Annotated in this window: 13 protein-coding genes; 10 read left to right on the top strand and 3 right to left on the bottom strand. The window is 59.9% G+C overall.

The genetic code is table 11. From position 1 onward, the window contains the following. Positions 1–61 precede the first annotated feature (61 nt). From VK574_RS16225 to VK574_RS16185, 9 genes are all read left to right on the top strand, one after another. Positions 62–3,574, top strand: a complete 3,513-nt coding sequence (locus VK574_RS16225) for a CRTAC1 family protein (protein WP_472800904.1) — start codon at positions 62–64, stop codon at positions 3,572–3,574. Continuing rightward, positions 3,571–4,986: an amidase gene (locus VK574_RS16220; protein ID WP_472800903.1), complete on the top strand. Its 1,416-nt coding sequence runs from the start codon at positions 3,571–3,573 to the stop codon at positions 4,984–4,986. Before VK574_RS16225 ends, VK574_RS16220 begins: the two co-directional genes overlap by 4 nt. A gap of 342 nt (positions 4,987–5,328) precedes the next feature. Beyond that, positions 5,329–6,198, top strand: coding sequence for a 3-deoxy-7-phosphoheptulonate synthase (aroF, locus tag VK574_RS16215; protein WP_472800902.1), 870 nt, complete (start codon positions 5,329–5,331; stop codon positions 6,196–6,198). Then, positions 6,195–7,604, top strand: coding sequence for an HzsA-related protein (locus VK574_RS16210; RefSeq protein WP_472800901.1), 1,410 nt, complete (start codon positions 6,195–6,197; stop codon positions 7,602–7,604). The genes aroF and VK574_RS16210 overlap by 4 nt, the downstream gene beginning before the upstream one ends. Continuing rightward, positions 7,605–9,281, top strand: coding sequence for a CRTAC1 family protein (locus VK574_RS16205; RefSeq protein ID WP_472800900.1), 1,677 nt, complete (start codon positions 7,605–7,607; stop codon positions 9,279–9,281). It begins immediately after the preceding gene. Beyond that, positions 9,278–11,179 (top strand): YVTN family beta-propeller repeat protein, encoded by a 1,902-nt coding sequence (locus VK574_RS16200; protein WP_472800899.1) that lies wholly within the window; start codon positions 9,278–9,280, stop codon positions 11,177–11,179. Before VK574_RS16205 ends, VK574_RS16200 begins: the two co-directional genes overlap by 4 nt. Beyond that, positions 11,176–12,300 (top strand): ligand-binding sensor domain-containing protein, encoded by a 1,125-nt coding sequence (locus VK574_RS16195; protein WP_472800898.1) that lies wholly within the window; start codon positions 11,176–11,178, stop codon positions 12,298–12,300. The genes VK574_RS16200 and VK574_RS16195 overlap by 4 nt, the downstream gene beginning before the upstream one ends. 14 nt (positions 12,301–12,314) lie before the next feature. After that, a complete protein-coding gene (locus tag VK574_RS16190; RefSeq protein ID WP_472800897.1) occupies positions 12,315–12,806 on the top strand; it encodes a Rid family hydrolase in 492 nt (163 codons plus the stop codon). Between the two features lie 8 nt (positions 12,807–12,814). Further along, a complete protein-coding gene (locus VK574_RS16185) occupies positions 12,815–14,794 on the top strand; it encodes an ABC transporter substrate-binding protein (protein WP_472800896.1) in 1,980 nt (659 codons plus the stop codon). An 85-nt stretch (positions 14,795–14,879) separates the two neighbouring features. Here the strand turns inward: VK574_RS16185 and VK574_RS16180 are convergent, their stop codons facing one another. Next, the gene (locus VK574_RS16180; RefSeq protein ID WP_472800895.1) at positions 14,880–16,652 is read right to left on the bottom strand and encodes a hypothetical protein; all 1,773 of its coding nucleotides are present in this window, start codon (positions 16,650–16,652) and stop codon (positions 14,880–14,882) included. Positions 16,653–17,036: 384 nt separating this feature from the next. After that, on the bottom strand, positions 17,037–19,913 hold the full coding sequence (locus VK574_RS16175; RefSeq protein ID WP_472800894.1) for a PIG-L family deacetylase: 2,877 nt from the start codon (positions 19,911–19,913) through the stop codon (positions 17,037–17,039). Between the two features lie 209 nt (positions 19,914–20,122). Between VK574_RS16175 and VK574_RS16170 the strand changes: the two genes are divergently transcribed. Then, positions 20,123–21,553: an APC family permease gene (locus VK574_RS16170; RefSeq protein WP_472800893.1), complete on the top strand. Its 1,431-nt coding sequence runs from the start codon at positions 20,123–20,125 to the stop codon at positions 21,551–21,553. 73 nt (positions 21,554–21,626) lie between these two features. Here the strand turns inward: VK574_RS16170 and VK574_RS16165 are convergent, their stop codons facing one another. Further along, positions 21,627–23,864: a transferrin receptor-like dimerization domain-containing protein gene (locus VK574_RS16165; protein WP_472800892.1), complete on the bottom strand. Its 2,238-nt coding sequence runs from the start codon at positions 23,862–23,864 to the stop codon at positions 21,627–21,629. Between the last annotated feature and the right edge of the window lie 18 nt (positions 23,865–23,882).

The raw sequence follows: 23,882 nt of genomic DNA, 5'->3' as shown, positions 1-23,882 counted from the left end.
ATACACTGAAGTGTTCCGCTGCATCGCAATATGCGATATGCCGATCGATCTGGAGACGGACTTGGGAAAGAAGTTTATGCGAATTTGTGGCCAGATTGCCATGGTTATTCTGGCAATGGCCGTTACGGCCGGGGCCCAGGCGCAGCCCAATGCCGATGCGGTGCGGCTGAACAATCGTGGCGTGGCGCTGATGGGGCAGCAGTTTACGGAGAAGGCGGAGCAGAGTTTTGCGGACTCGTTCAAGAAGGATCCAAAGCTCGCTCAGGCTGCGATCAATGATGGCATTGCGCTGCTGACGTTGCAGAAGATCGATGATGCCAAGAAGGCTCTCCAGGCCGCTCTCGTTTTGGATCCGAATAGTGCCCAGGGATGGTACAACCTCGGTCTGGCGCAGCATGCGGACAACGAACTTGATGATGCGTTGAAAAGCTTTCAGCAGGCGGTAAAGCTCGATCCGCGGGATGTGGATTCGTACTACTTCGAGGGCGTGTGCTATCGGGAGATGAAGCAGTTCGACAAGGCAGTGGAGGTGCTGAAGCAGGGACTGGCCATTCAGCCGCTGCACGCCTCGTCCGAATTTGCATTGGCACGGGCCTTGCAGGCGCTGGGCGACAAGGATGCAGCGAAGGAACACTTCAAGCTGTTCCAGCACATGACGAGCACCAAGATTTCGGCGGCGATCGGGCTGGCCTATGGGGAGCAGGGACATTATTCGACGGTGACGCCGGTGGAGGAGCCGCAGGCGCGGCAGCGGGCGATGATTCCGGTGAAGCTGGAGGCGGAGACCATGGTTCGTGCGATCCCACCCTTGCCGAAGAAGCCCGGCAAGGATGGGGCACACCTATCTCAATCCTCTACGGAGACGGGCGGGGCTTGCATGCTGGATGTGAGTGGGGCGGGGCAGATGGACCTGGTGCTGATGGAGGCGGGATCGCAGGCGGTTCGGGTGTTGCATCGGAAGAGTGATGGGAGCTTTGAGGATGTGGATACAGCGGCTGCAGGGCTGAAGGGTTCGGGTCGAGCAGTGGCATGCGCGGTGGGTGATTACGATGGCGATAATCTAAACGACCTGGCGGTGGCGCTTGACGATGGTGTGCGGTTGTTCCGGAATCTGGGCAAAGGCAAGTTTGAGGATGTGACGACCGAGGCAGGGCTGGCATCACGCAACAAGCCGACCGGCATCACGTTTGTGGACTATGACCACGATGGAGATCTGGATCTGTTTGTTACAGGGTCGGCACTGAAGCCGGGAGATGCGCCGAATGTGCTCTGGCGGAACAACGGGAACAAGACGTTTACCGAATGGACAGAGTCTACGGGACTGGGTGGGAGCGGTAAGACGACCGCTGCGATCCTGACCGATTTCAATAATGATCGCGCAGTCGACCTGGCCGTGACAGGGGACGGCCCAGCGCCGATTTTGTTTGTGAATCCGCGTGAAGGCAAGTATCCGCAGCAACTGCTCTATGAGGGCGAGAAGCTGCCGGCAACAGAGGGCATCGCCGTCCTCGACTACAAAAAGGACGGCTGGATGGACATCGCGGTGACGCATGCGGGGGCGCCTGGGTTGACGCTGTGGCGCAACGTGGCGGGACCGCAGGGCGTCGGACGGCGGTTTGAGCGCGTGCCGTTGCCACTGAATGGCGCAACGCGCGGATGGGGCGTGACTGCCGTTGATATCGACAACGATGGATGGGTGGACCTGGCGGCGATTGTGGAGACGAGTGCAGGGCCGTGTGTGAAGGTATTTCGCAATAAGGGAGATGGGAGCTTTGAGGATGTGAGTAGCTCCCTGGGGCTGGATGCCGTGAAGCTGACCGCGCCGCGGGGATTGATTTCCGCGGATGTGGATGGTGATGGTGCAGCCGACCTGATTGTGACGCAGGAGAATGCTCCGCCGGTGCTGCTGCGCAATGTGGGCGCAAACAAGAATCATTTTGTGCGGCTGGACTTGAGCGGGTATGCGGATAACAAGACGGCGATCGGGTCGAAGGTGGAGATCTTCGCAAATGGGCAGTGGCAGAAGTGGGAGTTGGCGGGTGCATCGGGATTTGCGACGCAGGCACCGCCGCAGTTGCTGGTCGGGCTGGGCGAGGCAGACCACATTGATCTGCTACGCATCTTGTGGCCTACGGGAATTTTGCAGGACGAGATAGATCTTCCGCATACCCAAGTGATTGCGATGAAGGAAGCGGACCGGCGCGGGAGTTCCTGCCCGGTACTGTTTGCGTGGGATGGGCACAAGTACAAACTCGTCACGGACGTGATTGGCGCTGCGGTGGTGGGGCACTGGTTTACGCCGACACGCAGGAACATTCCGAACTCGGGCGAGTGGATCAAGGTGGATGGCAATCGGCTGGCTCGCGTTGATGGGAAGCTGAGCCTGCGCTTTATTGAACCGATGGAGGAAGTGAATTACATCGACCAACTGCGGCTCGTGGCGGTGGATCATCCGGGGGATGTGGAGATAAATCCGGATGAGAGGTTCCTTGACGATCCGCCGTTTGCTTCGGGGCGCGTGGTGGCATCGAAGGGTGCGCGGTTGCCGGTTGGCGCGTGGGATGGCGAGGGGCGTGATGTGCTGGAGGTGCTGAGCCGGCGTGATCACAAATTTGCGAGCGGGTTCACGGCGACGCCGTATGACGGGTTTGCGAATGTGCATTCGCTGACGGTGGATTTGGGAGACGTAAATGCGGGCGCTTCGCTGCGGCTCCTGATGACGGGTTATGTGAATTACTTCAGTGCGACGTCGCTGTATGCGGCGTGGCAGGCGGGGATCAAGCCGATTTCGCCGTATGTGGAAGCGGAGCTGCCGGATGGTACGTGGGTGACGATTCCGGGGGAGGCGGGATTTCCGGCGGGCCTGGAGCGGACAATTGTCGTTGATCTTACGGGCAAGCTTCCGGCGGGAACGCGCAAGATCCGGTTAGTGAGCAATCTTGAGATTTACTGGGACCAGGTGTTGATCGATAACAACGCAGAAGCGGAGACGCACACGACCGAAGTGCCGCTGGCGCTGGCGACGGAGCGGTTCCGTGGATATCCGACGCAGATTGAGGGTAAGAGCCCGGGAGATCTCGACTACGACTACGATCGCGTGAGTCTGACGGGGCCGTTTCAGCACCAGCGCGGGAACTACACACACCTTGGAGATGTGACGGCGCTGGTGAAGGGTGTGGATGACCGGTACGCGATTTTCGGAAGCGGCGAGGAGATTGCCACGGAGTTTGACGCGGCGAAGCTACCGTCTCTGCCGGCTGGATGGAAACGCGACTACTTCTTCTACGCGAACGGGTATGTGAAGGACATGGACTGGTGGGATGCGATGCCGTTCACGGTGGCGCAACTGCCGTTCCACAAGATGAGCGCGTATCCATATCCCGCAAGCGAGAAGTTTCCGGATGATGCGGATGCGATTGATTATCAGTTGAAGTGGAACGATCGGTTTGATTCGGGTGAGCCGGTGCGGTCGTATCGGTTTGATTACAAACTGATGCCGTCGACACCTGCGGATGATGGCATCTGCGGTGCGGCAGACGCCGCTTGTGCGGCACGAGGTACTGTGCGACCGTGAATCTTCTTGTGCTCGAATCAGCGGTGCGGCAGTTGAAGATGCTGCGGCAGCGCGAGATCTCGGTAGTGGAGTTGGCCGAAGCGCATATCAAGCAAATTGAGCGGCTGAATCCTCAACTCAAGGCCTTTGCGGATTTCGATGCGGAGCGCGTGCGTGCGCAGGCTCGCTCGATGGATGCGGTGCTGGTCGATGCACGCGGGCCGTTGCATGGCCTGCCGGTGACGGTGAAGTCGTCGATAGCGACAGCCGGATACAAATGCGAGATCGGGAGCCTGAACCACAAGGATGAAATTCCGCGCGAGGATGCGGTTGTCGTGTCGCGGCTTCGTGCGGCGGGTGCGCTGATCCTTGGAACGACCAACTGTCCTGAATTCCTGATGGCATATGAAACAGACAACCTGCTGCATGGGCAGACCCGGAATCCGTGGGACCTGGAGCGGACGCCGGGTGGATCGAGCGGCGGCGAGTCGGCGGCGATCGCGGCGGGGATGTCGGCGGCCGGGCTGGGTTCGGACAGCGGTGGGTCGGTGCGGGTGCCGGCGCATTTCACGGGGATATGTTCGCTGAAGCCGACCCCGGGACGGATTCCGGGGCGAGGACATTTGCCGCCGTGTGTGGGGCCGTTTGCGACGTTGGGTGCGATTGGGCCCATGGCGCGGACGATGGCGGATGTGGAGTTGATGTTTCGCACGCTGAGCGGACAGGATGATGCCGATCCCGCGAGTCCCCCGGTGGTGTTGCGCGAATTGAGCGACTCAGAGGTGCGGAAGAATCGGATTGGATTCTTCGAAGATGATGGACTGACGCCGGTGACTGCGGAGACGCGTTCAGCAGTGCGCGCGGCTGCTGCGGCATTACGTGATGCGGGGTTTCGCGTGGAGCCCTTCAGGCCGCGGACGCTGGAACCATTGCGAAAGCTATGGTGGACATTGTTTGTGCAGTGCGGGGCGATGTTCTATGAGCCGGAAGTTCGCGGCGGGCGGGAGAAACTGAGTCCGATCTTCCGTGAGTTCCTGGAGATTGCGGAGAGGTCGGGTCCGCTGACGGCAACCGAACTTCTGAATGCGTGGGCGGAGTTGGACGTACTGCGTGCGAAGACGCTGGAGGAGATGCGCGAGTATCCGGTATTGCTGTGTCCGGTTGCGAGTGTACCGGCGTGGCGGCATGGCGAGCGGAAGTGGACCATCGACGGGCAGACGGTGGAGTATCTGGATGCTGTGCGGCATACGCAGTGGTTCAACACGCTGGGGGCGCCGGCAGCGGTGGTGCCGGTGGGGCGCTCGCCGGAGGGTCTGCCTATCGCGGTGCAGATAGCGGCGCGGCCGTTTCAAGACGAAGTGGCGCTGGGGGTGGCGGGGATTCTAGACACGGTGTTTGGGTATACCGCTCCGCGGACGGCAGCCGGCATGTAGCTCATAGCCTGCCCTGCGCAGGGCGCAACGTATCTATTAGCCAAATACCATGTGGATTTCAGTCCCGTTATTCCTCGAATGCAAATTTTCTGCGCGATGGATAAGGTCGCTGCAAGTTGCCAATCACGTGGGACATGAGCGTACTTGTGACCCGATGAAGCGTAAAGGCGAGTTTTTTTAAATACAGTCAAGTTTATCCGTCACAGACAAGTGATCCTGCTCACATATAGAACCAGAGTGGCGGGTGCGGTAAGTTGCTGATTCTGCACCTCAACCTTTGGATGGAGGCGAGGGAGTACCGCGGGCGGTACTCTGACGCTTCCCCGGATCGGAGCGCCGCGGGTGCGCCCAAGTTGGCAGGAACGTTTTGCCGAGGCTAGTGATGTTCTGAAGAGTGAAAGACACCAGCAGACTGTTGTGCGGGTGTTAGATCTCGAAATTGGTGGCCGCGACTTCATTACGATGGCCGGACCGTGTTCGGTTGAGACCGAGCACCAGCTTCTCTCCACAGCTCATCATGTGCGTCAGCATGGCGCGCAGATTCTGCGCGGCGGCGCATTCAAGCCGCGCAGTTCTCCTTACGCATTTCAGGGTCATGGCCTCGCGGGGCTGAAGATGCTGGCGCAGGCGCGCGCGGAGACGGGTCTTGCGATCGTCACCGAGGTGATGAGCGAAGACGATGTGGCGCTTGTGGCCGAGTACGCGGACATTCTGCAGATCGGTTCGCGGAGCATGGAAAACTATACGCTGCTCGAGGCCGCGGCGAAGTCGGGCAGGCCGATTCTGCTGAAGCGCGGGATGATGGCCACGGTCGGCGACCTGCTGAAGTCGGCGCAAGTGGTGCTGGCGAACGGGAATCCCAATGTGATTTTGTGCGAGCGGGGAATCCGCACGTTCGATGCGACGCTGCGCAACACATTCGATGTGGCGGCGATTGCGCTTTTGAAGCAGATATCGCATCTGCCGGTGATCGCGGATCCAAGCCACGCATGCGGGCATCGCGAACTGGTGCCGGCGCTGGCACGCATTGGTGTTGCGGCGGGAGCAGATGGATTGATTGTCGAGGTGCACCCGGATCCGGACAAGGCGTGGAGCGACGGGGAGCAGTCACTTGACTTTGCCGAGTTTGACGCGATGATTGCGTCGCTTGAGCCGTATATCGCGCTGCGTGGAGCGACGATTGAAGCCCGGGCCCTGGAGACGGTTGGATGATTGTTGGTTTCAGAGTGGTTGGGGTTGCGGGCTTCTGCGTGTTGCTGATGGCGACGTGCGGGTTTGCGCCTTCCATCTCACAATCGATTGGGTCGGATGTGATTGTTACGGCGGCGCCGGAGTATCAGCCCCTGGCTGCGTTGCACGGCGAAGAGCGCTTTCCCAAAGGCGCGCAGTTGCTGCTGATTCATGAGGGAAACGCTGAGCCGCTTGTGCCGGAGTTTGCGGCGAGCGCGGACGCGAGCGTCTCTTTCGACGGCCGCAGTGTGCTCTTTGCCGGGAAGAAAGCGGTCGGCGATCCGTGGCAGATATGGGAGCTGACGCTGGCGGACCACAGGGTGCGGCAGGTTGTCTCTTCGAGCACTGATGCGATCCGGCCGCTGTATTTGCCGGGATGGCGGCTGGTTTACGCGCTGCGGACGCAGTCGGGGTTTCAACTTCAGTCGGCTCGGCTAGTGGAGTCGAAGGCTCTCGACGAGATTGAACCGGCGGGGACGAAGGCTGTGCTTCCCTTGACTTACGTGGCTGCGAATGCGATTCCAGCAGATGTTTTGGCGGACGGTCGGATTTTGTTTGAAGCGGGATTTCCGTTGGGCGAGGGCGCGACGCCGGAGATGTTTTTGGTCTATTCGGATGGGTCCGGTGTGGAGTCGTACCGATGCGATCATCCTGCGACCGCTGCGGGGGCGCGGTGGGGTGGAAGGCAGCTCAAGTCGGGTGACGTGGTGTTTACGCAGGGCGGATCACTGGCGCGGTTTACTTCGCCACTGGCGCATGAGGAGCGGGTAGTTTCACCGCGTGGCGAGTTCGGGGGAGGGATCGCGGAAACTGCTTCAGGCGAGTGGCTGGTGAGTGCGCGCGAGTCGGCGCAGGTTCGTTACGTTTTGAAGCTTTGGAAGCCGGGCGCGGCGGCGATGCAGACGGTGCTGGTGCGTACGGGCGAGAACCTGGTGGATCCAGTTGTGGTGGGCGCGCGCAACAGGCCGAAGCGACATCCTTCCGGGCTGCATGACTGGGACTACGGCAATTTGCTGGCTCTGGATGCGCGTGTCTCGCGCGATGGCGCGCTGAAGGGCGTGCCGGCATCTGTGCGGCTGGAGACGCAGGATGCGGACGGGCATGCGGTGGCGATGGGGACGGCTCCCGTTGAAAATGATGGATCGTTTTTTGTGAAGGCGCCGGCGGATCGGGCGATTCGGTTTGTGCTGCTGGATGCGAAGGGCTCTGTTCTGCGGCAGGAGCACGGTTGGTTCTGGATGAAAAGCGGTGAGCAGCGGATTTGCGTGGGATGCCATGCGGGTCCAGAGCGCGCGTCGGAGAATCGCGTGCCGCAGGTTCTGCTGCGCACCACGACGCCTGTGGATCTGACAGGTTTTGCCCATCCGTTGCAGCGGGGAGGCAACTGAGTGTCATACCGCACTTTTATTCTCTTGCTGAGTACGGCTTCTCTTGCGGCGGGGCAGACGGCCAACATGCCCGCGGCTTCTTCTGCAACTGGCGGATTATCGGGCGCCAGCGCGAAGTCGACGATTCGCTTTGAAGATGCGAGTGCGAAGGCAGGGATTAACTACACACACAGCTTCGGTTCTGCCAAGCTTGGTTCGCTGCTTGAGGGCACCGGCGCGGGGTGTGTGTGGATTGACTTCAACAATTCCGGTCGGCCTTCGCTGTACGTAGTGAATGGTAGGCCACTGGATGATTCGATGCATCCTTATCCGCTGAAAGACAAACCGGTGCCGTCCTCGCAGAATCATCTCTATCGCAATGACGGCGACGGACACTTTACGGATGTGACTGAGCAGGCGGGGCTCGATCCCGACATGTATGCGGTGGCTGTGACGGCGGCGGATTACGACAACGACGGGTATGTCGATCTGCTGGTCACGGGGTACGGGAAGACGATTCTCTATCACAACGATGGCAACGGACACTTTACGGATGTTACAGCGAAGGCCGGAATCAAGGTGGATGGGTGGGCGATCAGCTCAACGTGGCTTGATTTCGACAAGGATGGATGCGTCGATCTGTTTGTCGGGCGTTATGTGAAGTTCGATCCCAAGTATCGCGCGTTCTATGCGGCGGACAACTATCCGGGGCCACTGGACTACGAGGGCGAAACGAACAAGCTGTTTCACAACAACTGCAACGGGACGTTCACAGACGTGACGGAGAAGTCGGGAATCGGCGCGTTTGTGGGGCGCACGATGGGCGTGACAGCGGCGGACTTTGACAACGATGGATGGGACGACATCTACGTTGCGAATGATCGCACGGAAAATTTTCTCTTCCGCAACAAGCATGACGGGACATTTGAAGAAGTCGGGAACGATACGGGGACGGCGTTCGGGCAGAATGGCGAGTCCACTTCTTCGATGGGTCCGGTGTTTACAGACCTCGAAGGGCGCGGCGTACTGGACCTGTGGGTGACGGACGGGCACTACAACCGGCTGCTGCGCAATAACGGTAAGCAAGGATTTGAAGACATCGGAGCATCGAACGGTGTTTCACAGACGAATGCGCAGTATGTGAGTTGGGGAACAGGCATCTACGACTACGACAATGATGGTTATCCCGACATCTTGATCTTTCATGGCGGCCTGATCCACCTGATCCCGGAGGAGCATACGCTGTTTCGCGGGTTGGGCAACGGGCGGTTCACGGATGTTTCGGAGAACGCGGGTTCCGTGCTAAGCGAGCGTACGGTGGCGCGAGGAGCGTGCTTTGCTGATTACGACAACGATGGGAAAGTGGATGCGTTCCTGGTGAATCTCGGTGCGAAGGGGACGCTGGTTCATAACGTCTCGACGAACACCGGACATTGGGTCGCGATCAAGCTCGTTGGGACGAAAAGCAATCGCGATGGCATTGGTGCGCGGGTGGAAGTGTATGCAGCCGAGCGGCGCTGGACTGCGGAGCGTGTCGCGAGTTCCGGGTACCTGTCGCAGGATGACGGGCGAATGCATTTTGGGCTGGGCGCGGCGGCGGCAATCGACAAGGTTGTTGTGAAGTGGCCGAGCGGGCGCGAGCAGACGCTGGAGAAGCTGGGTGTGGACGACGTGTTGACGGTGGAGGAGCCGAAGTGAATCGGCCGCGGCACAACGCGGCTGGAGCGCTGAGCTCCCTGGCAGCAGTGTGCTGTGTGGTATTCGGCATGTGCGCGTGGAGTGGTTGGACAGCTCGGGCATCCGTGGCAACAGGCCGCACTGGCGAGCAGCTTGAGTATGCGTCGCCTTTGGAAGTCTTGTTTTCTCCCGATGGAACGCGCCTGTATGTTCTGTGCCAGGAGAGCGCGCAGGTGCGCGTGCTGGATGCGACGAGCTACGAAACGGTGAAGAACATTGCGGTCGGTGCTATGCCGCGAGGGTTTTCGCTTTCGCCGAAGGGTGATCGGCTGTTTGTAGCGAATTCGTGGGACGACACGATTTCGGTGATCGACACGAAGACGCTTGAGGTTGTGACGACTTGGCCTGTCGGTGCGGAGCCATCGAGTGTCGTGGAGGATCGTGACGGCAAGCACCTGTTTGTGGCGAATCGCATTTCTAACGACGTCGCGGTATTGGATGCAAATACCGGTACGGAGGAGAAGCGGCTGGCGGCGGGACGCGGGGCAAGCTACATCACTGCATCTCCGGATGGAAGCAAGTTGTATGTGACGCATGTGTATCCGAACGCGACAGCGCATCGGACGGCGCCGGACTCGGAGATCACGGTGATTGATTCCGCGCGCGCGGTGGTGGAGGATCGGATTGCTCTGCCCTATGTGGCGCATGGTTTTCACGTGGCGTTCTCGGCAGACGGACGGTTGGGTGTCGCGACGAACATGCATCCGAAAAACCTGGTGCCGCTGGCGCATCTGGAGCATGGCGGGGCGTTCGCAGACACACTCACGCTGTTTGGCGCGGATGTGGGAAAGCCGGTGGAGGTTCCGCTGGATGAGTTGGAACTCTACGCAGTGCGGCCATTCGGGATTGCGATCACGCCGGACAAATCACGGATGTTCATTACGTGCGGCGGGTCGGAGATGGTCACGGTCGTGGATGTTCCGCGATTGATCAGGTATGCACGCATGCATCCGGGGTCGAGCGCGCAGGATTTGTCGGCCAGCGCGAACTATGTGGTTGGACGGATTGCGGTGGGGCATGATCCGCGTGGCGTGGCGTTGACGCGCGATGGATCGAAACTAGTAGTTGCGAATCGCCTTGATGACACGATCAGCATAATCGACACGAAGACGTACCGCGTGGCATCGACGATCGCGCTGACCGGACCGAAACAGCTGTCGGTGTTGCGGCATGGCGAACAAACGTTCTACACGGCGCGATATTCATTTCAAGGCCAGATCGGGTGCGCGAACTGCCATATCGATTCGACCTTCGATGGATTGCAGTGGGATCTGGAGCCGGATGGATTTGGCCGCGATGTCGTCGACAACCGGCCGATTGAAGGGGTGAAGGATACAGAGCCCTTCAAGTGGAATGGCGGTAATCCGAATCTCCCGACCGAGTGTGGGCCGCGAACGGAAAAGTATTTCTGGCGCGCGGAGAACTATGACGATCTGACGCTGACGGATCTGGTGGTATATGTGCGGAGTTTGCCGGCGCGACCGAATCGCTGGCGGTTGCCGGGTGAGGCGTTGACGGCAGGTCAGGAGCGGGGCGAGGCGCTGTTTGTGCGCGGGACGGACAAGTTCGGCAAGGCGATTCCGGAGACAAACCGGTGCGCGTACTGCCATAGCGGGCCGAAAGGGACGAATCAGAAGTCCTTCGATGTGGGCACTAAAAAGGCGACAGACAACGCGGGCCTGCTCGACACGCCGCAGTTGACCAATATCGCCATCACGGCTCCGTACCTGCATGACGGATCGGCGGCCACGCTGGAACAGATATGGACGGTCTTCAATCCGCAGGATACGCACGGGCGGACTAACGATCTGACCAAAGACGAGCTCAATGACTTGATTGAGTACCTGAGGACGCGATGAAAGCAATTTTCGTAGTCGCAATGATAGTGATCCTGAGCGTGGCAAACGGGGCGGCGGGCCAATCGAAGGGTGTTGGACATGGAGTTCGCAAGGATGCGATTGGGATCGCGAAGCCACTGGCGCCGGCGATGCCACGTTTCCGATTTGAGAACTTCAGCACGGCGAACGGGTTGCCGGACGACCACGTGTTCAGCGTGCTTGTGGATGGAGATCGAATCTGGGCTGGTACGGAGAACGGGCTGGGGCTTTACGAAAACGGCAAGTGGAAGACGTTCACAACCAGGGACAGGTTGGCGCATCGGGCCGTGCTTTCGCTGGCGCTGGACAAGCGCACCGGAGATGTGTGGGCGGGAACCATGGGAGGGTTGAGCCGCATTTCGGGTGGACGCATCGACACCTTCACGCAATTAAATTCGGGGCTGAGCAACGACGTGGTTTACGGAGTGTCGGTCGAGGGCGAGAACGTGTGGGTAGCAACGGCTGCGGGCGCCTGCAAGCTCGATCTGCACACGGGAGAGTGGTCGCTGTACAACGAACGCAATACGCCCATGCAGGAGATCTGGGTTTACGGGGTGGCGGCGACACCGACCAAGGTCTACTACGCAGTTTGGGGCAGCGGTGTATTGGAGTACGACCAACAGAAGAAGATCTGGGACAAGTACGATGACCCGGACGGCGAGACGGAGATGGTGCTGTTCAAGGATCAGGGACTGATTCACGAGATTACGACGTCGGTGAGTTATATCGACAAGATTCTCTGGGTGGCGACGTACTTTGGCGACAGCCGATATGACGGCCGCTACTGGCATAACTTTCTGACAAAAGACAGCGGGCTTCCTTCGAACTTTACCAATGTGATCAAAGGCGTGGATGGAAAACGCGCGTGGTTCGGGACCGATAAGGGACTCGCCTACTACGACGGAACTAACTGGGCCGTCTACCGTCCGTCACTCGCGACCGGGAAGCCGGAGATGACGGTCCGGGATGCAAAGGGCAACGTCTCGCCAGTCGCCGTGAACACAGCGCCGGCACACAACTATGTATTGGGAATTGATTTTCAGGGCAGCGACATCTGGGTAGCTACTGCAAAGGGTTTAAGTCACGGGATTCATCAGCCATAAGGAGCCATGAAAACATGATTGCATTGTCAGAGATTTTAGAGACCATCGCACACGCACCGATCCAAAAGCGCGCCATGACGAATTATGGAGTGCTCAACGAAGCCTATGCCTATGCCAAGCCGAGTTCGTTTTCGCGGGGCATGCGCATCGATTTGAACGGACTGACGATCCTGCTGATTTCCGGCACGGCATCGATCGATGAGAACGGCGTGAGCGTACACATCGGCGATTTTCGCGCGCAGATGAAGCGGACGCTGGACAACATTACCGGCCTGCTGGAGAGCGAAGGGTGCACGTGGCACGACATTGTGCGCACCTCGTGCTACCTGCGCGACATCGATCGCGACTACGACGCGTTCAACGAAGAGCGCACGGCGTTCTTCAAAACGCACGGGCTGGAGCCGCTACCCGCTTCGACCGGAATTCAAGCTCACCTTTGCCGCCCGGAACTTCTGATTGAGATTGAAGCAATTGCGATGTTCCGCGCGGAGAAGACAGCAAAGTAAGGAGCAGTATGCGTGAAGGATGGTTGATGGTGGCGGCCTGTTTCATGGCTGCCGGCACGACGTCGGGTCTGTTTGCGCAGGAACCCGCGAAGGGCAGCGCATGTGAATGCGGAAAGCATCCGCCAGGTCCGCCGAAGGATCGGTTAGTAACGCCGTATGCGGGCGAACCGACCGATCTTAGTCCTTATGCAAAATTCGCTGTACCGTACGATTTGAACTACGTCCGTCCAAACGTCTATACGGGCTCGGGTAGAGACATACCGGAGCCAAAGGATCTAAAGGAAGTTCGGATCGGATTCTTCGGTCCGATCGAGCACAGCCCTGAGCAGGTGTTCGGGTTGCGCATGCTGCATGGCGCCCAACTGGCGATCGAGGAAGCGAATGCGCGCGGGGGATATGGCGGCAAGCCGTTCAAGCTGATGCTCCATAACGACTACGACAACTGGCAGGCGAAGACGGTGTATGGCGAGGACCGCGCGACGGATCCGACGATCTGGGGCTCCGCGTCGAATGAAGTCGTGAAGATGGTGTACGACGACCAGGACTGGGCGGTATTTGGATCCATCAGTTCCGAGTCGACACACATCGCGCTGCGCGTTGCGCTGAAGGCGGAGATTCCGATCGTCAATTCGGCATCGACGGATCCAACGATTCCGGAGACTTACATTCCGTGGTACTTCACCGACTTGCAGGACGATCGCGTGCAGGGGCTGACGCTGGCGCGGCATATCTATACGGAGCTGGGGTTGAAACGGGTTGCGCTGCTGCGCGTGAATAGCCGATACGGAAGGTTTGGCGTGTTGAAGTTCCGCGATGCTTCGCGGAGGCTGGGCCATCCGGTTGTGATCGAACAGAAGTTCCTCCCGGGGGATACGGACTATACGCGGGCGTTGAAGATCATCCAGTCGTCGCCGGCGGATGCGATTGTGTTGTGGGCCGATGAAATCCCGGCGGCAAACATCTTGAAGCAGATGAAGGCACTGGGAATGAAGCAGCGCGTGTTTGGCTCCTACCGCACAATCGGGCCAGAACTGCTGACGGAGGCTGGAAGTGCGGCGGAGGGTTTCGAGGCGGTGTTCCCGTATGACCCTACGCGAAACGATCCGAAGTGGCTGGACTTTAATGCGCGATTTGATGCGCGGTTCCACGAGAAGCCTGAGCAGTTTGCTTCGCTTGCTTACGACGCGATGAACGCATTGCTGGGGTCAATCTGCGGGGCAGGATTGAATCGGGCACGCATTCATGATGCGCTCGCCGACATTGCGGAGTACGACGGAGTTACCGCGCACATGATCTTCGATCCAAATCAAAAGAACGTCGCGCATATGTATCTGGGTACGGTTCATAACGGAGCAATTTCGTACATGATGGCGACGATGGAGAAGGCGGGGGGCGAGGCACAGCAGAAGACTGCGGAGGATGCAAAGGCATCAACGGCGTCGGTGCCTTACGCGCGCGTTGGTGAAGATGGCGTAGCCTACGCCGGGCCGCATTTGCAGAATCTGCCGGAAGGTTCGAGGAAGATGGTGCTTTTCGGACCGCATGCAGACTTGGTGGCGCGATCGGCGGAGATGCAGGCTGTCCTTCATCGCAATTCTGGACATGGTGCGGAGTGGACGTTGCTGCCCGTTGCGAGCGATCAGAGTTGGGGGGGCGCTTCGACGCAGCTGGTTCATGCACTGATGGACGAGCACGCGCTGGCAATCCTGGCTTTGGACCGCGATGCGGCTCACCTCTCGGAGCAACTGGCTCTGAAGGCGTTTGTTCCGGTAGTAGCGCTGAGCGAGGATCGGAGTCTGACTTCTACCAACGTACCGTGGATTTTCAGGATGCCCGCTGCAACTAAGCCTGCAGATGCGCTGAAGTTAATTGAAGAGGCTGCGGAAAAGAGCGGACCCAATGCGGAGAAGCTTCGAGAAGTGTTGGCGTCGGGCGAACAGATCGACGGAGTCGTGTTTCTTTCAACCGGGGAGCCGAGAATCGAATAGAGACATCGGCGCAATGGTAATGTCAAAAAATGAGGGGCAGTCCGATTCGGACTGCCCCGTTTCGATTTGAGGAGAAGCCGCTTGTTTACGGGAGGTAGTAGCGGAGGGACGTCCAGAACATGTTGTCGGTTCCCTTGCCAACGCCGCCCGGGTTGGCGGTTCCACCCTGACCAGACCAGAGATCGCGCTCGAACCAGCTGTATTGCAGTCCGTAGCGCAGGCGTCCCTTGGGACCGTTGTACATGTTGTACCAATAGCCGGCGGTGAATTCCTGAACGTCCTTGTTGTTGCCGCCGCAGTTGGCCGGAGTGGACGGAGCAGTCGAACCGCCCGCCTTCACTTCGACGTTGCAACCGGACATATTGGTCGTGTAGGTTCCGTAGCCGACTTCGCTACTTCCAACGGTGACGTAGTCGCGACCGATGTAGTCGCCACCGTAGTTGAGATAGACGGAGAGCCGCGGGTTGGGGTTCAATTCGAGAGTGCTGAGCGCCGAGAATCCGTGCAGCGGCGAAATGGTTGCATCGGGTCTGAGGGTGATGTCGGCGATGCCGGACGAGCCGTAGCGGCCAACGCCTTCTCCATAGAGACCCTTGAGGCCGACGGAGACTTTCTTGCTGGCAAGGGGAGCGCGGAAGCCACCGCCAATCCCGCCAGCCCAGACCGTGTCGTTGTAGGGTGAGCCAGTTGTGGGGTAGATGCGGTCACGGAAGCTGCGTCCGATCCCGAAGAGTTCCCAGTGACCCCAGCCCGGCTCGAACGCGATCTTTGCGACGAAGTCCGGCGTGAGATTGAATGAATAGTTGGCATTGAGGTTGTATAAACCGCCGCCAACACCCGGTGATCCGATCAGCAGGTTTGTCGGAAGACCAGACCCACTGGGGAATAATGCTTCCGCGTTTTCAAGCGAGATTCCCGCAAAGAACTTCTTGCTGAAATCCTTGCTTACACGGAAGCTGTATTGGCGCGCCCACACGAAGCCTGCTTCGTACTGCGCGTCGATCGTGGCGGGAAGGATTTCAGTTCCGCGAGTAAGGCCCTGCGTGGTTTCGGTGGCGAGCGACCAACCCTGGCCGCCGGAGAAGTCCCAGCCGTTCGTCAGCTTTGCATCGGCCCAGAGTTGCCGTTGGCGCAACGTGTAGCTGTTGGATTGGTTGTTATTGGAAGTGACGCCGGCGCTTAGCCAATCCATTTCGTAGTAGCCGGTGAAGGTCACATTGTCGAGTTTTCCGACTGCCTTCAGAGCCAGACGGGACTGACGGCCCGAGCCGTAGAACTCGCTCATGTTGTGAGCGTCTGCCGCGTTGAGCGGAACGCCCGTAAATGGAGTGTTGATGTCACCACCTGTGGCACCCTGGCGCCAAACTGTTTCCGCCGCCAGGAAGCTTCCGGCGGGCGAAAGAGTGATGCCCTTGTAGTGCAATACTTCAGGGCTTCCGATCGCTTTCTTGATCGCGGCGGCATCGTCAGAGAAAGAAGAAACCGCCGAAGCGTTAGCGGCCTTCATGTCTGTGACTGTGCTCTGGAGAGTGGAGACAGCCGAGGCGTTTTCGGTGACTGCCGATTGCTGAGCTGTAGCATCGGCTTCGGCCTTCTGTGCCGCGGCCTGGGCATCGGCTGCTGCCTGCTGTGCCTGTTTCAGCTGCTGATCCTTAGTCGCCAGATCGGACTTGAGGCCATCAATCTGGCCCTGGAATTCCTGTCGAAGCGCGTTGATTTGTTCTTCGACGGTGGGTTTGGGAGGCTGCTTGGTCGCGTGCTTCTTCGCGGGCGCAGGGGGATCACCAGCGTATGCATTCGTACCAACGAGACTGGCTGCCAGAATTGCAGCGGCAACCATTTTCATTTGCGATTTCATTGGGCGTCTTTTTCCTCTCAGATCGGGTTGTTTCATTGGGACGCCCGTGTACGCCTGGCGCCCGTTGGTGGATCACCGCACTGGTACTGAAGATGAAGCCATGAGAGATCAAACTGAATTGCCCGCAAGCGAAGAAGGCGAGAAAAGAGCGAGGGTTCGGACGTAGCTTTATCTTCGTTGCGACTGTATTTCACAGTCGCAGATTTTGATGAATATTTGACTAATTCACATACTTTTAACAAGTTAGGGCTTAAGTATGATCGAGGTTAAAGCCGCGTAAATTTACCGACTGTTCATAATTCGAGAAGCCAAACGAAGAGCTTAACGATCCTTCGCGGATGTGCGGGGATCGTTTGACCTCGGGCGGTTCGCTACGTCGGGGTATTAGTGGGTCGCGCGTGCGTCTTTGCCGGCACTAACAAGGTTGGCGAGGATGCGATAGGCTCCGGGCACTAGCTCGGGTAACTGTCGATAGAGAGCGTAGGCGACATAGATATAGGTTCCCTTGCCGGGGTGGGTGACGATCAATCCGCCGCGCTGCGGATCTTGTCCTGGATCCGCGGTTTCGGTGAGCGCAGTGTATCCGGGGTCAAACGAATCGAGGAAAGAGTGACCACGCTCTTCAACCCAGCCGTCGAAGTCGGCGGGGGTGATCTTGTTGGGAAAACTGAGCAGAGCATTGGACGGATCGAGCAGCTTGACGGGAGACTGCTCGTCGACGACGCGCTCGGGAAGACGGCCACCCATGGAGAGCGGCAGCGGAGCAGGAAAAGTGCTGCTCTGATACTGAACGACGAGTGTGCCGCCGTTGCGGACCCAGTCTTCGAGGCGGGGCTGGACTTTGGCCAGTTCGGGACGGACGGAGTAGGCACGGATGCCGAGGACGATGACGTTCCAGGCGTTGAGGTCACCGGAGATGAGGTCGGCGCTGGAGAGCAGATGCGGAACGATGCCCATGCCTTCCAATGCTTCCGGGACCAGATCGCCGGGGCCCATGACGTATCCAATACGTAGACCGGGAGCGAGTTTGACGTCGATCTTGCGGGTCTGGAGAGTAGCGGGCGCGTATTGGTTGTAGGGACGAAGGCCAGGGTAGCCAACGCTGTGCCAGCCGGAGAGATAGTTGCGGCCGGCGGATTGTGCTACAGCCTGGATGGGGTAAGCTCCAGTCTGCGCGGCCGCGGGGGTTACAGAGAAGAGGATTGGGTCAGTGTCGCCCGCGGCCTTGCGATGGAACTCGGCCTGGGCCGGATCGCAATGCCAGCCATCGGGAAGTTTGAGCGTGACGGTGCCATCGGCGGCGGCCTGGGTGTGGACGGTAACGCGGACAGGCAGAGCGCTGCCATCGAGCGGTAGGATGCGGGCCTGCGGGGCGACGCTGACGCCGATGGCCGGAGTGACTACCAATGGTTCGTAGAAGCCGCCGGGGCCGGCAACGCGCTGAAGCGTTTGTACGACTTCACCGAGCCGGATGGGCAAGCCGTCGAAGGTGAACTCCGCCCAGGCGTCGAGCGGGTAGGGAGCGAAGGAGCGCTCCCGCCATTGCGGGTTCGTGATGTCGTAGAAGGGCTGCTCTGTGTTGGGGCGAGTGAAAAACGGTGCTGTCGACTCCGCGTTGTCAGAGACGTGGACAGAGAACACCGGATCGGTTACGAGCGCGGCTGGATCGCTGGCGCCGCTGATGGTGCTCTTCCACTCTTCGCCTGTGCGGCTCTGGAGCCAGACTCTCTCTAACCGTGTAGCGTTCGTGGCCTGCGCTGCGTGGACGTGGACGCGGAACTCTTCACCGGGCGAGACGCTGGTGGCAGCTTCGTCGGCAGAGGCGCCGCGGAAGCCTGCGGTCTGGGCGTGGGAATCGTTGGTGCGAAAGGCGATGAGGTCGAGGCCGACGGCGTCGGCGAGTGCTGACTGAAACTGATTGATCTTGGCGTCGAGTTCGAAGAGGACATCCGCCTTGCCTTGCGGGTCGAGGTTGCCGGCGGTGACCTTTTCTCTGAGCGCAAGCGTCTGGCGGTAGATCGGAGCGAGGGCTTGAGCGACTGGAAGGCCGGACCGGCAAGGGCACTTCGATTCAAGTTCATTCAGGGAAGAGTCGATCTCGTGAAGGCCTGAGACGAGCCAATCAGGCGCAGGCGATTTCACCAAGTGTGCGAGACCGGCGATGGTGGTATCGATCTGGACTCGGCCATTGTCGTAGAGGGTTGAGCCCGTCTTCTTGGCGCTCGCATCGATCTTTGCCGTGGGTGCGACGGCCCACAAGTGGTAGCTTGCGGTTGCGGGGCCACTGAGGGATGGGTTGGCTCCTCCGTTTTGCGACTTCTGCTCGCCCCAGCCCTCGCGCGCGATCTGCGCGTAACTACGGCCGAGAGTCGGGTCCAAGGTGCCGACGGGGAGCTTTACGTCTGTGGAGGGCGTGGTGGTGGTCACCTCGCCGGTGACGTAGTTTTTGAACTTCGCGGGCGCCCATTTGCCAGTGGCGTAATCGAACATGCCCTTGTCCGTGACCGGAGCGAAGGGTGTCATGGAGTAGACGGCGAGCGGCTGCCAGAGCTGGAGGCCGAGGCCGCCTTCAGACTGTGGCTTGAGCTGATCGGGGAAGACCTTGGGATCAGCTGCGGCGTTGAAGACTTCCTGGGCGATTTCGCCGGAGACCTGGTGCTGGCCGTGGCCGTCAGTGATGCCGCCAACAAAGGTGGAGACGATGACCTGGGGGCGCTCGCTTCGGACGGCGAGGACAGCGTCATAGAGGACGCGGTCGTGGGTCCATTTCTGGAAGGATTCTTCCTGTGTCTTGGAGAAGCCGAAGTCGACTTCGGTGCCCCAGAGCTGTTTGGCTCCGTAGTATTCGCCGGCTTTGAGGAGTTCGTTGGTGCGGAGGATGCCGAGGGCGTCGTAGAGCTCGCCGGACATCTCGTTCTGGCCGCCTTCGCCTCGCGTTAGGGTGAAGAGCGTGGCGCGGACGCCCATGCCGCGGGAGAGGTAGGCGAGCAAGGCGCCGTCTTCGTCGTCGGGATGGGCGACGATCATCATGAGGCTGGCGGTGGTGCCGAGCTGTTTGAGCGTCTGCTCGAGCCTGGCTTCGCCGCGGTCTTCAGGGAGTCGGAGGGCGACGAGGCGCGGCTCCGATGGCGGCAACTGCGCGGCTGGTACGGCCTGCGCGGGTAATTGCTGCGCCGGAGCGAGTGCGGAGAGAACCGCTGCGATCAGGGCTGCGAGGGCGGCGTTGACGTGTGTGCGAGGTGCTCCCTGGGAAAAGAACATGGTTGTCGTCAGTGTACAATCCGGTGAGCGGAAACCGGGATAGAAGCTGCGCACAGTGTGGAAGCCCCCGAAAAGCAGATTCTTCGCTCACCACCCCCGAACTGAAACACGTTCGGGGCCCCGTTCGCTCAGAATGACACTTTCAACTTTGATTGTGAGCTTGGGAGACGAGATGCTGGCGGCCAGGTGTTCATTATGATGAGGGCCGAGTGTCTGATCGATTGAAAATCCCATCGGGTTCTGGCTCATCCGCGACGCTGGAACGGCGGATCGGGCTGCGGTCGGCGGTGCTGTTCAACATGCTGGAGATGATCGGCGTGGGGCCGTTCATCACGCTGCCGCTGGTGATTGCGGCTGCCGGCTACAGACTGAGCACATGGGCGTGGCTGCTGGGCGCTGCGATTGCGGTGATGGACGGGCTGGTGTGGGCGGAACTGGGCGCTGCGTTTCCAAGAGCCGGCGGTTCGTATGCATTTCTACGCGAGATCTACGGGCCGGAGCGCCAAGGAAACTGGCTGAGTTTTTTGTATGTGTGGCAGCTGAGCTTTTCTGCGCCGCTGTCGATTGCGTCGGGGTGCATTGGCCTGTCGAGTTTTCTGGCGTGGTTCTGGCCGGGGCTTGAGTCGGCTCCAATTGCGGCGCTGCCCGCCCTGCATTATGCGAACTTCGCGGCGGCGTCGGCCTGTTTGCTGGTGACGGCGCTTTTGTATCGGAATCTGAGTTCGGTGACGCGGCTGGCGTGGGTGCTGTTTGCAGGCGTGATGGCGGCCATGGCTGGCGTGATTGCGTCGGGATTTGCGCACGCGGCGTCGATGGGCGGATGGCATATGCCGGCGAGTCCGGCGCAGTCGGCGGCGCTGGCGATTGGCGGCCTGGCGCAGGCTACGCTGATTGCCACGTACGATTACTGGGGCTACTACAACATCACGTTTCTGGGCAGCGAGGTAAAGCAGCCGGAGAAGACGATTCCGCGGGCAATTCTGCTGTCGGTTCTGTTTGTGACGTCGTTTTACGTCGTCATGAACCTTTCAGCACTGCCTTCGATGCGCGATGCGGCGATGCATGTAAAAGAGAGCGCCATTGTGCGCGTGCAACTGGTGGCGGAGATTGCGCGATGGGCATTCGGGCAGTGGGCGGGGTACACGATAGCGGCGCTGGTGATGTGGACGGCGTTTGCGTCGGTGTTCTCGTTGCTGCTGGGTTATTCGCGCGTGCCGTTTGCTGCGGCGCAGAGCGGCAATTACTTCAGGTTTCTGGCGGCGGTGCATCCGAAGCACGGAATTCCGCATCGATCGCTGGTGGCGCTGGGGCTGGTGGCTTCGGCGTTCTGCTTCTTCAGCCTGCAGCAGGTGATCACGATGCTGGTGGTGACGCGGATACTGCTGCAGTTTTTTCTGCAGCATGTGGGCGTGATGCTACTGCGTGTGCAAAGACCGGAGTTGGAGCGGCCGTTTCGGATTCCGTTGTATCCGCTGCCCCCGGTGCTGGCGATGGCTGGATTTGTGTTCATCCTTGTGAATCGCAGCAACGCCATGGGCGGGCTGGCGATGGCGGGAGGCATTGCCGTGAGCGGAACATTGATCTACCTGTGGCGCGCGAAGCAGTTGCGGCAGTGGCCGTTTGCCATGTTACAGAAGTAGCGGGCCAGCATGCGCTTCGCGCATAAGCGAGTCAGCAAGGTAGCACAAGGATGGGTTCTCGTTTGGATCCGGATCATTCTCCATTGAGGGCATTGGTTGCGGCTTTGAGTTTGTCGGCTTCGCGTTCGATGGCGGCGGCGGTTCTGGCGATCTGGGGATCGACGGCGGACCACTGCTTTTGCTCGATGGCTTCGCGAACGGCGGGTAGAGTTTTGACGCCGTAGCCGGTGAAGAATCCGGGGGCGTAGATCATGTGTTCGAACCACGGGCGATTGGGGAGACCGGTGGGGTCAGTAAGGGTGTGTTCGGTGGCGAGGAGAAGGGCATTCACCTTGGGATCGGCTGTTTCGGCATGGGCGGTGAAGGCTTTCTCGTAATCGGCGGCTGCGGCGGTGAGATCGTCGGCGGCCTGGTCGAGTGGAGCGAAGTTGAAGTAGGGAGGCACGACGTCGACGGGGGGCGGGACCGAGGTTTTTTTAGGATCGGCAGCTGCCTTGTAGACGCCATCGGCAAGGTCGGCGTTGCGGTCCTTGATCTGGGTGCGCATTGTGTCTGCGAGTTTTTTGACTTCGGTGACGTAGGTGTGGATGGTATCGGCCTGGTCAGTGAACTGGTAGGGAAGAACGTCGGCGTCGGCCATACGCATCATCATGGAGCCGGCGGTCTGCGCGAGCGCTCTCTCGTAGAGAAAATCGGTGTCCTGAAAATGGGTGTAGTAGTAGAAGTCGTCGTAGACGGAGTGGTACTGGCCGCCGCCTTCGTCTTCTCCGCCGTAGCCAAGGTTGGCGCTGGGAACGCCGAGGTGGTCGATGAATACGGTGTAGTCAGAGCCTGAGCCGAGGGCGCTGATGCGGCTGTCGGCGCGCGATTTGGCTTCAGTGCGGGATTCGGGTGTGCCGCGCAGACGGGCGGCGAGGCGAGCGCGCTTCCAGACTGACATCTTGGTTTCGGGATCGTCGATATCTTTGGCGACACTATTGATGAAGTTTTCAAGCGAGTGAGAACCACCCGCGCGGAAGAAGCCGCGCCCGTTGCCGTCGGAGTTGAAGTAGGCGACGGCATGTTGCTTTAATTCGTCGCCGTGGAACTCGGCCCACTCGGTTGATCCGAGAAGTGCGGGCTCTTCGCCATCCCAGAAGCAATAGATGATGGTGCGGGCTGGCTTCCAACCCTGCTTGAGGAGTTCGCCGAGCGCGCGTGCTTCTTCGAGTTGAGGGCTGGCCCCGCTGAGGGGATCTTCAGCGCCGTTGACCCAGGCGTCGTGATGATTGCCGCGAATGACCCACTCATCGGGGAAGGTTGCGCCGGGAATGGTGGCGACGACATCGTAGAGAGGCTTGCGATCCCAGTTGAAAGCGACGGCGAGGTGGGCCTGCGCCTTGCTAGGGCCGGTTCTGTAGGTGAAGGGGAGATCGCCGCGCCAGGTTTCAGGCACCGTTTGTCCCTCCAGCGACTTCAGGAACGGCTGCGCGTCTGCGTAGGAAATGGGGAGCACAGGAATCTTGGTGATGGTCTGGACCTGGTCGAGTGGGATTAGCTTTACGCCTGGCTTTGCGCCGACTCCGGGGGTCTGCGGATCGCCGGGGTAGACGGGCATGTCCATGACGCTGCCGCGCTGCGCACCGTCGGCGGGACGCATGGGGCCTTCAGGAAAGGGCAGGCCGCGGGCGTAGCCGTCATCTTTGGGGTCGGAGTAGATGATGCAGCCGACGGCGCCGTGTTCGGCAGCGACCTTGGGCTTGATGCCGCGCCAGGTTTCGCCGTAGCGGGCGATGACGATGGCTCCCTTGACGGAGACACCCATGGCGTCGAGCTGCTCGTAGTCGGCCGGCGCGCCGTAGTTGACGTAGACGAGGGGAGCGGTGACGTCGCCGTCTTTGGAGTAGGCGTTGTAGGTGGGGAGCTGCTCATCTTTCTGGTTGGAGGTGGGATCGATGGCGAGGACCGGCTCGTCGAGTTTGGCGGTGAATTTAGTGGCGCCGAGGAGTTCGAGCTTGCGGGATTTTGGCGTGGGGAAGAGGGCTTCGAATTGCTCGATCTTGGCGTCGAGGCCGTAGGACTTGAGCTGGGCAAGGAGCCATTCGGCGTTGTCCTTGTCGTAGGGCGAGCCGACGTGGTGGGGGCGCGCGGAGAGGCGACGCATGTTTTCGCGAATGCGATCCGGCTCTGGGATGGCGCGGAATTTTTGTTCCCACTGCACTTCGGCGGCGGAGTGAGCCGCTGTATAGCCGCGCAGGGATTCAGTATGCGACGGGTCAACGGCCCATGCATTCATGGACAGGATTAAAAGGCAGGCAAGGAGTTTACGCATGCGGCGGCACCTCATTGG

This window comes from Occallatibacter sp. (assembly GCF_035317045.1).
Taxonomy (GTDB): domain Bacteria; phylum Acidobacteriota; class Terriglobia; order Terriglobales; family Acidobacteriaceae; genus Telmatobacter.
Note: the sequence above shows the minus strand (reverse complement) of the source record. Positions and strands in the feature narration are given on the sequence as shown.